Annotated in this window: 11 protein-coding genes and 1 pseudogene; 1 reads left to right on the top strand and 11 read right to left on the bottom strand. The window is 67.6% G+C overall.

All coding sequences use genetic code 11. The features are described 5' to 3' along the window. The 5 genes from QZ609_RS17880 to QZ609_RS17860 all read right to left on the bottom strand — a co-directional run. Positions 1-187 (bottom strand): GTP-binding protein (locus tag QZ609_RS17880; protein WP_295497599.1); only part of this gene is annotated, 187 nt, incomplete at its 3' end. A gap of 82 nt (positions 188-269) precedes the next feature. Beyond that, on the bottom strand, positions 270-2,384 hold the full coding sequence (fusA, locus tag QZ609_RS17875) for an elongation factor G (RefSeq protein WP_295497597.1): 2,115 nt from the start codon (positions 2,382-2,384) through the stop codon (positions 270-272). 113 nt (positions 2,385-2,497) lie between these two features. Then, a complete protein-coding gene (rpsG, locus tag QZ609_RS17870) occupies positions 2,498-2,968 on the bottom strand; it encodes a 30S ribosomal protein S7 (protein ID WP_295497595.1) in 471 nt (156 codons plus the stop codon). Positions 2,969-3,154: 186 nt separating this feature from the next. Next, on the bottom strand, positions 3,155-3,532 hold the full coding sequence (rpsL, locus tag QZ609_RS17865; RefSeq protein ID WP_021197587.1) for a 30S ribosomal protein S12: 378 nt from the start codon (positions 3,530-3,532) through the stop codon (positions 3,155-3,157). A 295-nt stretch (positions 3,533-3,827) separates the two neighbouring features. Further along, complete coding sequence (locus tag QZ609_RS17860; protein ID WP_295497593.1) at positions 3,828-5,087, bottom strand: MFS transporter; 1,260 nt, start codon at positions 5,085-5,087, stop codon at positions 3,828-3,830. A 100-nt stretch (positions 5,088-5,187) separates the two neighbouring features. Here QZ609_RS17860 and QZ609_RS17855 point away from each other — a divergent pair, with 100 nt between their 5' ends. Further along, the gene (locus QZ609_RS17855; RefSeq protein WP_295497591.1) at positions 5,188-6,111 is read left to right on the top strand and encodes a LysR family transcriptional regulator; all 924 of its coding nucleotides are present in this window, start codon (positions 5,188-5,190) and stop codon (positions 6,109-6,111) included. On the opposite strand, the gene recQ is transcribed toward QZ609_RS17855, so the two are convergent. The 6 genes and pseudogenes from recQ to QZ609_RS17825 form a co-directional block, all read right to left on the bottom strand. After that, complete coding sequence (recQ, locus tag QZ609_RS17850; RefSeq protein WP_295497589.1) at positions 6,108-8,024, bottom strand: DNA helicase RecQ; 1,917 nt, start codon at positions 8,022-8,024, stop codon at positions 6,108-6,110. The genes QZ609_RS17855 and recQ overlap by 4 nt on opposite strands. A 123-nt stretch (positions 8,025-8,147) precedes the next feature. Beyond that, complete coding sequence (locus QZ609_RS17845; protein WP_295497587.1) at positions 8,148-8,738, bottom strand: methyltransferase domain-containing protein; 591 nt, start codon at positions 8,736-8,738, stop codon at positions 8,148-8,150. Between the two features lie 23 nt (positions 8,739-8,761). Then, the gene (locus QZ609_RS17840; protein ID WP_295497585.1) at positions 8,762-9,607 is read right to left on the bottom strand and encodes a DUF2135 domain-containing protein; all 846 of its coding nucleotides are present in this window, start codon (positions 9,605-9,607) and stop codon (positions 8,762-8,764) included. A gap of 5 nt (positions 9,608-9,612) precedes the next feature. Further along, the gene (locus QZ609_RS17835; protein WP_295497600.1) at positions 9,613-10,395 is read right to left on the bottom strand and encodes a YfaP family protein; all 783 of its coding nucleotides are present in this window, start codon (positions 10,393-10,395) and stop codon (positions 9,613-9,615) included. Positions 10,396-10,418: 23 nt separating this feature from the next. Further along, positions 10,419-12,143 (bottom strand): DUF2300 domain-containing protein, encoded by a 1,725-nt coding sequence (locus tag QZ609_RS17830; protein WP_295497583.1) that lies wholly within the window; start codon positions 12,141-12,143, stop codon positions 10,419-10,421. Positions 12,144-12,150: 7 nt separating this feature from the next. After that, a pseudogene (locus QZ609_RS17825) lies at positions 12,151-13,432 on the bottom strand (alpha-2-macroglobulin family protein); the annotation flags it as partial.

The following is a 13,432-nucleotide window of genomic DNA, read 5'->3' as shown; positions in this document are numbered from 1 at the left end:
TCGTGATGCCGCGTGCCTTTTCTTCCGGCGCTGCGTCGATTTCGTCGTACTTCTTCGCTTCGCCACCAAACTTGGCGGACAGCACGGTTGCGATCGCTGCGGTCAGCGTGGTCTTACCGTGGTCAACGTGACCGATCGTACCAACGTTCACGTGCGGTTTGGTCCGTACAAACTTTTCCTTTGCCATGTCAGCTCCTCAATTCGGAATGGGCTAATTGCTAGATATTGATTGAGGGCGATCGCACACGCGATCACCCAAAACACATTGATTACTTACCTTCGCTGGACTTCTTCATTACTGCGTCAGCGACGTTCTTCGGTGCCTCAGCGTATTGCTTGAATTCCATGGTGTACGTGGCGCGGCCTTGCGTGGCCGAGCGCAGCGACGTCGAATAACCGAACATCTCCGACAACGGGACTTGGGCCTTGACGATCTTGCCGCCACCGACCATGTCGTCCGTGCCTTCCACGATGCCACGACGGGACGACAGATCGCCAATCACGGTACCCATGTAGTCTTCCGGCGTTTCCACTTCCACAGCCATCATCGGCTCAAGCAGAACCGGAGTGGCCTTGCGCATTGCTTCCTTGAAGGCCATCGAGCCGGCCATGCGGAACGCGTTTTCGTTCGAGTCCACGTCGTGGTACGAACCGAACGTCAGCGTGACCTTCACGTCGACCACCGGGAAGCCAGCCAAGATGCCTGCGGGCAGCGTGTCGACGATACCCTTTTCCACCGCCGGGATGTATTCACGAGGAATCACACCGCCCTTGATGGCGTCGATGAACTCGAAGCCCTTGCCCGGCTCTTGCGGCTCCAGCGTGATCACTGCGTGACCGTACTGACCGCGGCCGCCCGACTGCTTGACGAACTTGCCTTCGACGTCTTCGGCCTTCTTGCGAATGGTTTCGCGATAGGCCACCTGCGGTGCGCCGATGTTGGCTTCGACGTTGAATTCGCGCTTCATGCGGTCCACCAGAATTTCGAGGTGGAGCTCGCCCATGCCCGAAATGATGGTCTGGCCCGATTCTTCATCGGTGCGCACGCGGAACGACGGATCTTCTGCCGCCAGGCGGTTCAGGGCGATGCCCATCTTTTCCTGGTCAGCCTTGGTCTTCGGCTCGACAGCCTGCGAGATCACCGGCTCCGGGAACACCATGCGCTCGAGCACGATCGGGGCTGCCGGATCGCACAGCGTGTCGCCCGTGGTGGCATCCTTCAGGCCCACCGCGGCAGCGATGTCGCCGGCCAGCACTTCCTTGATTTCTTCGCGCTGGTTGGCGTGCATCTGCAGAATACGGCCCAGACGTTCCTTCTTCTGCTTGACCGGGTTGTACACGGTGTCGCCCGAGTTGATCTTGCCCGAGTAGACACGGAAGAAGATCAGCTGGCCAACGAACGGGTCGGTCATGATCTTGAACGCCAGCGCCGAGAACTTCTCGCTGTCGTCGGCCTTACGCTCGAGCTTCTTCTCGCTGTCGTCCTCGTCCGTGCCCGTAACCGGCGGAATATCAACCGGCGACGGCAGGAAATCGATCACGGCGTCGAGCATGCGCTGCACGCCCTTGTTCTTGAACGCGGTGCCGCACAGCATCGGCTGGATTTCGCAGGCAATGGTACGGTCACGCAGTGCCTTGACGATCTCATCACGGGTCAGCTCTTCGCCGCCCAGGTACTTCTCCATCAGCGCTTCGCTGGCTTCGGCGGCGGACTCGACCATCTTCTCGCGCCACTCTTCAGCGGTGGCTTGCAGCTCGGCCGGGATGTCCTTGTACTCGAACTTGACGCCCTGGCTAGCCTCGTCCCAAATGATCGCCTTCATCTCGAGCAGATCGACGACGCCCTGGAAGCCTTCTTCAGCACCGATCGGCACCACCACGGGCACCGGATTGGCCTTCAGGCGGGTCTTCAGTTGCTCGTAGACCTTGAAGAAGTTGGCGCCGGTACGGTCCATCTTGTTGACGAACGCCAGACGCGGCACCTTGTACTTATTGGCTTGGCGCCAGACGGTTTCCGACTGCGGCTGCACGCCACCCACGGCGCAGTACACCATGCACGCGCCGTCCAGCACACGCATGGAACGCTCCACCTCGATGGTGAAGTCCACGTGGCCCGGGGTGTCGATGATGTTGAAGCGATGCTCGGGGTAGTTGCCAGCCATGCCCTTCCAGAAGGCGGTGGTGGCAGCGGACGTGATGGTGATGCCGCGCTCTTGCTCCTGCTCCATCCAGTCCATGGTGGCCGCGCCATCATGCACTTCACCGATCTTGTGGTTCACACCGGTGTAGAACAGGATCCGCTCGGTCGTGGTGGTCTTGCCGGCGTCGATGTGAGCGGAAATACCGATGTTGCGGTAGCGCTCAATGGGGGTCTTACGAGCCACGGTTAATCCTCTGATTCGTCAACGGGGCGCTGCCGATTGGCAAGCGCCCCCAATACAAATGGGCGAGATGTGCGCACACAGCCCGCCCAGCAACCAACAACGTGTCGCGTCGCTTAGAAGCGGAAGTGCGAGAACGCCTTGTTGGCTTCAGCCATGCGGTGCACTTCGTCGCGCTTCTTCATGGCGCCGCCGCGGCCTTCCGAGGCCTCGAGCAACTCACCAGCCAGACGCAGGGCCATCGACTTCTCGCTGCGCTTCTTTGCAGCTTCCCGCAGCCAACGCATCGCCAATGCCAGACGACGCGACGGCCGGACTTCGACCGGCACCTGGTAGTTCGCACCACCAACGCGGCGGCTCTTCACTTCGACCACCGGCTTGATGTTGTTGATAGCGAGCGAGAACACTTCAACAGGCACCTTGCCTGCCTTCTTCTCGATCTGGTCGAACGCACCGTAGACGATACGCTCAGCCACCGACTTCTTGCCGTCCAGCATCAGGACGTTCATGAACTTGGCGACTTCCACATTGCCGAACTTCGGGTCCGGCAGAATTTCCCGCTTGGGGACTTCACGACGACGTGGCATCTTCTTTCCTTCTCTGTTCAGTTGAGAACCGCTTCGGTTCTCCGGCCACCAACTAGCTTGTCTTCCAACAATCTGAGCCGGGTGACCACTTACTCGACGGTGCCAGTGCGGTCAAAAAACGCACCGTTGTACCGCCTGCTCATGACAAGACCGTGACCGCAAACGCGGGCCGATCTCACTGACAACTTAGGCCTTCTTCGGGCGCTTCGCGCCGTACTTCGAACGCGCTTGCTTACGGTCCTTGACGCCTTGCAGGTCAAGGGAGCCGCGCACGATGTGGTAACGCACACCCGGCAAGTCCTTCACACGGCCGCCGCGGATCAGCACGACGCTGTGTTCTTGCAGGTTGTGGCCTTCACCGCCGATGTACGAAATGACTTCGAAACCGTTGGTCAGGCGCACCTTGGCGACCTTACGCAGTGCCGAGTTCGGCTTCTTCGGCGTCGTGGTGTACACGCGGGTGCACACGCCGCGACGCTGCGGGCAGTTCTCAAGCGCCGGGCTCTTGCTCTTCAGCTTTTCAGAGACGCGGGGCTTGCGAACCAATTGATTGATAGTTGGCATTGTTCAATCCAGCTTGGTTTTTGAAAAATCGCCGGACCACATGACGTGGCAGCCTCACATGTGAGGCAATCGGCGCAATCGGGTTTTGGAAGTGGCGAGCAGAACGCTCTAGAGAAAGACCTGCGGGAACAGATCCAGACCAAAGAGCGCGAGCCCGTCCGGTTCAGATGCCTTGCACAGCGCTTTGCCGGGCATGGACGCGCGAAACCAGAAGCCAAAAACTCGAATCTGGCACTATAGCGGCGTGTCTGGCAAGCGTCAAGCGCGCCACCAGTCTGGCGGCGCGCGGTGCGACTCAGCAACGGCGCGGTGTGGCGCCGATGGCACGCGGCGCGCTGGCGGGCCACAGGAAGACGAGCGCAGCCGCCGCCACAAACCCGAGCGCCAGGACCGACACGCCGATCCAGCCGCCGCGCGTCCAGGCTGCCCCGGCCAAGCCGCCGCCCAGCGCCGCGCCGAAGAAGAACGCGCCGGTGTAGAGGCCGTTCACGCGGCCGCGGATCTCCGGCGCCAACGTGTTGACCGTATAGCGGCCGAGCGCCTGGTCGCCGATCACGCCGTAGTCGAGCAGCAGCGCGGCGGCCACCAGCATCGCCAGCATGACGGGCACACTCAGGCCCGGCAGCAGCGCGGAGGCCAGCGCCAGCAACAACCCCAGCGCCGCGCTGCCGTGGGCCAGATACGTACCCAGGCGGACATGCCCGCCGTCGGCCAGGCGCCCAGCGATCGGCGCTGCGAGCACGCCGGCGGCACCGCACAGTGCGAACAAGCCGATACCGTTCTGCGAGAGATGGAACGGTGCTGACGCCAGCCGCAGCGCCACCGCCGTCCAGAACAGCGTGAATGCGGCCATCAGCAACGCCTGGGTGGCGGCACGCCTACGCAGCAGCGGCTCAGCGCGCAGCAGGCGGCCGTATGAGCCCAGCAGCGCGCCATAGGACTGCGTGCGCGGCGGCACGAAGGTCGGCATCACGCGCGGCAGGATCAGCGCCAGCACGCCAATGGCGACGGCCGAAGCGCCGTAGAAGGTGCGCCAGCCCCACTGTGCAGCGATCAGGCTCGCCGCCGGGCGCGACAGCAGGATGCCCAGATTCAGGCCGATCATGATGTCGCCGAGCACGCGGCCGCGCCGGTGGTCAGCCGCCAAGCGCCCAGCCAGGGCGATCAGCATCTGGATGACCGTCGAGGTCAGGCCGATGGCGAACGCCGCCAGCATCAGCACCTGGCTGCTGGTGGCGACGGCCGCCAGCGCCAGCGACGCCACCGCGCCCCACAGCGTGCGCGAGGCCAGCGCGCGGTTGTCCTGCAGGTCGGTCAGCGGCATTAGCAGGAGCAAGCCGATGCCGTAGCCGACCAGCGTGGCGGTCACCAGCAGGCCGGCGGCGGCCGTGGTCCAGCCGATGCTGGCGGCAACGTCGGCGATCAGCGGCTGGATGCCGAACAGGTTGACGACGATCAGGCCGACGGCGACGGCGAACAGCGGCGTGGCGCGACTCGGCAGGAGGTCGGCGAGTGGTGCGCTGGAGACGGTAACGGCAGGGGCTTCTGTGGTCATGATGGGCAGTGGAAGAAGACGTGACGCCACATCGTAGCCAGCCGATTCGCGCAGATTAAGGTAGCCTCTGGCGTCAGATTGTTTCCAGGAACTGGCAAATATGGACCGGCTCTCCGACGTGGTGATCTTCGTACAGGTGGTCGAGCGCGGTAGCCTGTCGGCCGCCTCCGATGCGATGGGCGTGTCGCGCGGGGTGATCAGCAAGGCGCTGGCGCGGCTGGAGATGCGCCTGGGCGCGCGCCTGCTGCAGCGGACCACGCGGCGCCTGTCGCTGACCGAGGCCGGCGCCGCCTTCTTCGAGAAAAGCCGCGAGGGCCTCGCGCTGATGGACGCCGCCGAGCAGGCCGTCACCGCCCTGCGCGACGATGCCTGCGGCACGCTGCGAGTGTCCGCGCCCGCGTCCTTTGCGGTAACGCTGCTCGCGCCGCTGCTGGGCGCGTTCCAGGCGCGCTACCCCGCCGTGCAGATCGACCTGGACATGAACGACCGCTATGCCGACCTCGTGGCCGGGCGCATCGACGTGGCGATCCGCATCGGCATGCTGGAGGACTCCTCGCTGGTGGCGCGGCGATTGGCGAACTGCGCGCATGCGATCTACGGCGCGCCATCGTATTTCCGCGCGCGCGGCATCCCGCGCACGCCGGACGATCTGAAGGACCACAACTGCCTCGCCTACGCCAACTACGACGGGCCGTACGACTGGGTGCTGACCGACACCGCCGGCGCGCGCCGCGTGGCACGCGTGAACGGTTCGATGCTGGCCAACAACAGTCTGGTATTGCGCGAGGCGGCGCGCGCCGGGCTGGGCGTGTCGCTGGGGCCGGCGTACCTGGTGCGCGATGACGTCGCCGCCGGGCGGCTGCAGGCGGTGCTGACCGATTACACCGCGCGCGAGGTACCGCTGCACGCGGTCTTCACGCAGCGCGTGCACCTGCTGCCCAAGGTGCGGGCGTTCGTGGATTTCCTGGCGGAGCACCTGACCCGCACCGGGGTCATGGGACCGCTGCCGGCGATCGCAAGCTAAGCGCCCTCACGACACGTCTCCAGCACGTCGAGCAGCGCCTGCCCATAGCGGTCCAGCTTGGCCATGCCGATGCCCGGCAGTTCGGCCAGTGCGTCGCGCGAGTCCGGATCGGTCTCGGCGATGCGGGCGAGCGTGCTGTCGTGGAAGATCACGTAGGCCGGCACGCTGTGCTCTTTCGCGGTCTGGGCGCGCCAGACGCGCAGCGCCTGCCAGCGTGCCTGCGCCTCGGCCGACAGCTCGGCGGCCGGATCCGCGCGGCGCTCCTTCTTGGCCGACGACGAGGACGAGCCACCGCGCACCTTCTCCGCCTGGCGCCGCAGGATCACGGGCTGCGCGCCCTTGAGCACCGGACGCGCGGCGTCGGTCAGGATCAGCGCGCCATGGCCGCCGTGGTCGACCGCGAACAAACCCTGCGCCACCAGCTGACGGAACACGCTGCGCCACGCCGGCTCCGACAGCTCGCTACCGATGCCGAAGGTCGACAGCGTCTCGTGGTGCCATTGCTTGATGCGCTCGGTCGCGTTGCCGCGCAGGATGTCGATGAGCTGCCCGGCGCCGAAGCTCACGCGGCTGGCCTGCTGCACGCGGTACGCGCACGACAGCGCCATCTGCGCCTCGCGCGTGGCGTCCCAGGTTTGCGGCGGGGTCAGGCACGTATCGCAGTTGCCGCACGGCTGGCTGCTCTCGCCGAAGTAGGCGAGCAGCGCCACGCGCCGGCAGGTGGCGGCTTCGCACAGGCCGAGCAGCGCATCGAGCTTGGCGGTCGACACGCGCTTGTGCACGTCGTCCGCCTCGGACTCGTCGATCATGCGGCGCTGCTGCACCACGTCGGCCAGGCCGTAGGCCATCCACGCGTTGGCGGGCATGCCGTCGCGGCCGGCGCGGCCGGTCTCCTGGTAGTAGCCCTCCAGGCTCTTGGGCAAGTCCAGATGCGCGACGAAGCGCACGTCCGGCTTGTCGATGCCCATGCCGAAGGCGATGGTCGCCACCATCACGACGCCCTCCTCCTTGCGGAAGATCGCCTGGTGGCGCGCACGCACGTCGGCGTCCATGCCGGCGTGGTACGGCAGCGCGCGCAGGCCCTGCTCGGCCAGCCACTGCGCGGTCTCTTCCACCTTCTTGCGCGACAGGCAGTAGACGATGCCGGCGTCGCTGGTGTCGCCGTCCATGTGCTCCGCGCGGATGAAGCGCAGCAGTTGCTGGCGCGCGCTGTCCTTCTCGACGATGGTGTAGCGGATGTTCGGGCGGTCGAAGCTGGAGAGGAAGACGCGCGCGTCGGTCAGCGCCAGGCGCTCGACGATCTCGTCGCGCGTGACGGCATCAGCCGTGGCGGTGAGCGCGATGCGCGGCACGTGCGGGAAGCGCTCGTGCAGCACGGAGAGTTGGATGTACTCCGGCCGAAAATCGTGCCCCCACTGCGACACGCAGTGCGCCTCGTCGATGGCGAATAGGCCGATGCGCGAGCGCTCCAGCAAGTCGAGGAAGCGCGGCGTCATCAACCGCTCGGGCGCCACGTAGACGAGGTCGAGGCGGCCGGCGGCCAGATCGCGCTCGACCTGCGCGGCCTCGGCGCCGGAGAGTGCGGAGTTCAGGTACGCGGCGCGCACGCCGGCCTCTTCCAGCGCGGCCACCTGGTCCTGCATCAGCGCGATCAGCGGCGAGACCACGATGCCCGCGCCCTGCCCGCGCCGGTGCCGCACCATCGCCGGGATCTGATAGCACAGCGACTTGCCGCCGCCGGTCGGCATCAGCACCAGGCAATCGCCGCCGTCGGCCACGTGGGTGACGATCTCCGCCTGCGGGCCGCGGAAGGCGCTGTAGCCGAACACGTCGTGCAGCACGGCGCGCGTGGCGGCGGCGGTGTCCTCGGGTAGCGCCTGCAGCGCGTGGTCTATGGCGGGAGAGTCGTACATCGGGACGGCGGGTGCGCGCGGGCTCACGCGCTGGCTGGGCGAAACCGCTATTGTGACAAACCCCGCCGGGGGTCGGGTAACTGGAGCGATCGGACTGCGCCCTATCCGTGCCTCTACGGGCGATCAGGCCTGGCGCGCCACGATCCGATGAATGGTCTTGCCCGACGACTGGCTCACCGCCGCCTCGTCGAAAACGATCTCGGTGCCAGCGAGCGCCTCGCGCACCGGCGCCGCATCAAACGCCGCATACAGCCGGCCGCGCCCATCGCGCTGGTCGGTGTCAGGCGTGACGCGCCAGCTCAGGTACAGCATGCCGCCCGGGCGCAGCAGCGACACCAGCCGGCGCACCGCCGCACCGATCTGCTCGGGCGGCAGATGCATGATGACGGTCTCGCAGACGACGTTGTCGAACGCCCCCTCGGCGATGCCGACCAGCTCAGGCAGCAGCGCCTGCCGGAACGACAGCCCTGGATGCTGCTCGCGCGCCGCCTCCAGCAGCCCCGCCGAGGCGTCATAGCCGACCGCCGGGTAGCCATTGGCGTTGAGCCACGCGACCTCGCGCCCGCTGCCGCAGCCGATGTCGGCCGTGGCGCCGCCCTCTTTGAACACGCGGCGGAACAGCGCGTACATGTCTTCCGGCGCCGGCTGCTCGCGCCACTCCTGCGCGAAGGTCTCGGCGAGGGCGTCGTAGGCGGCGACGGTTTGCGTGTCCATGGCGGCTCCGGGTACGGTGGGGATTACTTCATCGTGAAACTGCGGACCAGCGTGAGTTCACCGGCTTTGCGCATCGGCATGACGAAGGTCTGCTGGCGCTCGGACGGCGTGTTCTCGTCGGTGATGATGGTGACGGTGGCAGTGGTGATGACGCTCCGGTCGCTGCCGCTGCCGTAGTAGTTCACGTAGACGAGGTACGTGCCCGGGACGGGTGCCGGGTTGGAGTAGATCTCGGGGCCGTAGCCGGTGGTGACGTCCACGTCGAGCGCGCCGCCGTTGTCGACCACGCGGTTGCCGTACCAGGCGTGCTGGCCGTCGGGCGAGATGACGTGCAGGTCGAGGTCGGTGCCGTCGGTGTCCCACGCCAGCACCACGCGCAGGCGCGGGCGGGTCTTGCCGGCGTAGGTGTCGTAGAACTGCACGCGCTTGGTGTCGCCGCGCGCGGTGCGCACCTCGACGCTGTTGCTGCCGGCACCGAAGGCGTACGGACGCGAGAACGTGCCATCGGCCTCGACGCGCTGCGGCATCGCCACGCCGTTGACGATCAGCGTGCCGACCGACGAGCCGTCGGCGCCGCCCCCTCGGCGGCGGCGCGGCTTGTTCTCATCCGCTGGCGCGGCGACCTTGGGCAGGTTGCGGATGCGCCCGGCGATCATCGATGCGGCACCCTGCCCCTGCGGCGTGGCGACCGCCACGGCCGGGTAATGCACGTCCTGCGTGTAGCGCGAATCGTCGCCGGCCGAGTTGCGCCAGCCGTTGATCGGCGTGGTCATCTCGATGTTGCCGCTGTCGGTTTGCGCAAAGGCAGCCCCCGCGCTCAGGGTGGCGAGTGCGATGGCGAGTGCGAGGCGAAAGGTGGAAGGCGTCATAAGCGTCAGAAGCGGATCGATTTCATCAGCGCCAGCTCGCCGATCTTGCGCAGCGGCACGGTGATGAACTCGCGCCGCTCGTTGGGCGTGTTCTCGTTATAGATCAGCGTCAGTTGCGCGGTGATGAGATCGCGGTCGTGGGCCTTTTCGTCGAAGTTGTAACCGCCGGCGTTGAAGTTGCCCCAGTAGTTCACGTAGAACAGCCACACGCCGGGGCGCGGTGCGGCGGTGGAAAAAATCTCCGGGCCGGCGCCGTCGACGCTGTCGACATCCAGCCCGCCGCCGTCGGATAGCAGCGGCTCCGCCCAGAAGGCGTGGTCGCCGATCGGCGAGATCACATGCATGTCGACCTCGGCGCGCGGGTCGTCCCAGGTGAGGATGGCGCGCAGCTTGGCGGACGTCTTGGTGGCGTCCGCCTCGTAGAACTGCAGACGCTGGCGCGACTGGCCGTCGGGACTGACGATCTCGACGCTGTTCGAGCCCGGGCCGAACGCCCACGGGCGCGCGAAGCGGCCTTCGCCGTCACCGTAGAGCGGCATGGCGTTGCCGTTGACCACCAGCACCGGCGCGCGGCGCTGCTTGCCGGCCGCGCGAATGCGCCCGGCGATGAGCGTGCGGTACTTCTGCGCGCCGCGATCGACCGGCGGTTTCGGGTACGCGGCGGTATAACGCTCCAGCTCGTTGGTCAGGCCGCTGTGGCGCCAGCCGCCGATCGGGCCGTCGAGGTCGGCCACCGGTTCGGCCAGCGCCGAGACGCCCAGCAGCAAGGCTGCTGCGCCCACCGTCATCTGGGTCATCCAGGTGTTCACGTTCACAGCAGCCCCTCCCCACGGATCAGGCGCCGCGCCGTCGCCTCGACAAACTGCTCGTCCTGACCGCGCGGGTGCCGCGCGAAGGCCAGGTGCAGATATTCGTGCGTGAGCGCGATGCGATCTTCCTCGGTGGCGAGCCGGTGGATGTAGAGCCGGTTGCGGCGCGCATCGGCATAGGGCAGCCCCTCGTGCACCACGCACACGGCAGGCAGCGGCGGTGTTTCGTAGCCGGGTTCGGCGGCCAGCCTCATCGACCATGTCGGCGCCTGCGCCTGGAGCCACTGCGCGGCGCCCGCCACCGGCGAGCAATCGCCCGCGACCGGGCTCTGGAACGAGGTGAGCGTCGCCTGCGGCCACCATTGCGCGAGGATGGCGTCGAAGCCCTGGCCGCGCTGGGCGGCAGCGCGTGCGGCGGTCCAGCTCATCTGGCCACGTCCGCCGAGGGTGCTGTGGTACTGCACGGGCTGGCCAGTCAGCACCAGTGCGTCGGTGAATTCAGCGGCGCTGCGGGCGGCGGCAACGGGTGGGCGCGGCAGTACGCGCTGCGTGCGCGAGCTGTCGGCAATGCGGTAGCAGCCTTTGTCGCGCGCGGCGTGCTGCACGAGGTAGCTGCGCGCGGCCACGGCCAGGGCGCGGGCCGCCTGCGGCTCGGCCAGCTCGCCTTCGCGCTCGACCACACGCGCCACGTAGTCGTTCATGCCGAGCCGGCCGGTGATGAGCGGCGCGCCGTTCTCGCGGGAGAGCGTCAGCTCGCCCCGACTCTCGATCGGCAACGTGTTGCCGTTGACGAAGCGCACGGCGTAGCGCCCTTCCAGCCGGCCGGGCGCGACGGGCTTACCGCTCGCGTCACGCACGTCGCGGATGGGGTAGCGCGCGAAGAAGTCGACGGCCACGCAGGCGTCGTCGTCAGGCACGGGTGTCTGCTCGATGAGTGGCGTCAGGCGCGGCGCAGCGGCGGCCAGCACCTGGTTGCTTGAGCCCGCGCCGCCGAGCCAGACCGGTGTGCCATCGGCCAGCCAGCCGGCCGCGCCGCCGATCGACGCGCCGGGGCGCTGCGGGTCGGGCATGGTCCAGGTCTTGGCGCGCAGCAGGCCGCCGAAGTACGACACGGTGCCCTCGCCGCGCCCGACCGTCAGCACGGAGACGAGCGTTTGCGCAGCGGTCTCGCGGCCATCGGCGGGGACGGTGCGCAAGGCGGTGAGCAGATCGGCGACAGGCACGCGGCGCGTGGGCTGCATCGCGCGCAGGTCGCGCAGCCATGCAGGTGCGTTGGCCTGTTGCCAGAAGCGGCGCCAGTCGGCGCTGTCCAGGCCGAGGCGCGCCGGCTCGAAGTATCGGCCGCACGATTGGATGAGTGCGCGCTCGCGGTCGATGGTTTGGCCGGCCGTGCAGCAGTAGACCTCTTCCGCGTCGTTGCCGTGGCACGTGTAGTCGGGCGTAGAGATGCGGCGCGAGACGAGATAGCTGTAGACGAACAGCTTCCAGACGCTGCCCAGCGGTGTTTCAGCGTCACGTGCCAGCGGCACGGGTTGCGGCATGCCGCCAGCCGGGTCGACGCTGAACTGCCAGAGCTTGGCCCCATCCTCTTGCGTGCCTTCCAGCGCGGCGTAGCGCAATGGTTCAGATACGGCCGATGCGGCAGCGGCCTGCCCGACAGGCGTGAGCGCGCTACCGGCCCAGATCAGGCCGGTCAGCACACCACGCGCAAGCGAGCCGGAGCGCATCGCCGTGTCACTCCACCTTGAACGGATAGCTGGCCGTCTTGCCGTCGCCCTGGAGCGCCTTGGCTTCCGGCTGGTACATGCGGAAGTAGCGCGCCGGCGGCAGCGCGAAGCGGCCCGGCAACGAGAAGCGCACCAGTTGGCGCAGCACGGTCGGGCGCTCCAGCACGGGCAGCGGCTGGTTGTACGAGAGCTGGCCCATCTCATAGGCTGCCTTGCGCTCGAACGGCTGCGGGCCGTTGCCTTCGTTCGGCTCGCCCTTCAGGCCGTTGATCTGGATGCCCCAGGTGGTGGCTTCCACCTCGGCGCCCGGCGGCAGCGGCACTTCGACCAGGCCGTAGCGGTACGTGCCCTGGCGCGGCGTCAGCACGATCTCGTCGACGTACAGCGCATTGCTGTCGAGCGTGTCGCCCGGCTTGACCGGCTCGGCCTGGAAGGTGATACCGGCGTTGGCCGTGGCCGCGTTGGCCGTGGCCGCGTTGGCCGTGGCCGCGTCAGCGCGCGGCTGCTTGGGCGCCTTGGGGTCTTCCTTCGGGGCCGGGGTGTCGATCGGCTCCAGGCGGTACAGCTTGCGCTCCACCGTGATCGGCAGCTTGGAGGCCTCCGGCGCGCGGCTGCGGTACGACACGATGGCCGATTGCGTCGTCACGTCCGACGGCGATGTCGCCAAGTCCAGCGCGGCCGGCACCTGGGCGCCGGTCCAACGCCACGTCGGCACACCGACCGGCGAGCGCGTCGCCTGCCAGCCACCGGCCGACACCGCCGGCTGGATCGCCGCGACATTCGCGCCTTGCAAACCACCCAGGCCCTTCTGCAGCCAGACCAGCGCCACAGCACGATCCATCGTCGGCATGGCGGCGCTGGCGCGGGCCAGCAGCGGTGCCGGGTCGGCCGCGGAACGGCCAGCGCCCATCAGCAGCAGGCTCTGCACCAGCGGCGAGGTGTCGCTCGCCAGCGCGGCGCGCGCCGCCACATCGGCGGACACCAGCGCTTCCGGCACCGGCTGGCCGACCTGGCGCATCAGCTGCGCCGTCAGCACTGTCGCCACCTGACGGCCGCGCGTGGAATCGGGCGCGACAAAGATCAGGCTATCGCCTGCTGCGGGCTCGGCATCAGCCGGGGCCTTGGCCGCCTTGGGGTTATTAGGCGTGAGCTCATTGGCCACGCCCGACAGCGGCGTCGCCACCGGCAGCCCCATCTCGTTGGCAAACCACAGCGCCAGCGCGCGGTGCAGCAACGGCTCGTTCTGGCTGGTGCGCTTGTAGGCTTCGAGCACCTGCTTCCAGTTGTCG

Source organism: uncultured Ralstonia sp. (assembly GCA_913056305.1).
In the GTDB taxonomy this organism is placed as follows: Bacteria; Pseudomonadota; Gammaproteobacteria; order Burkholderiales; family Burkholderiaceae; genus Ralstonia.
This window is presented reverse-complemented; position numbering and strand designations above follow the sequence as displayed.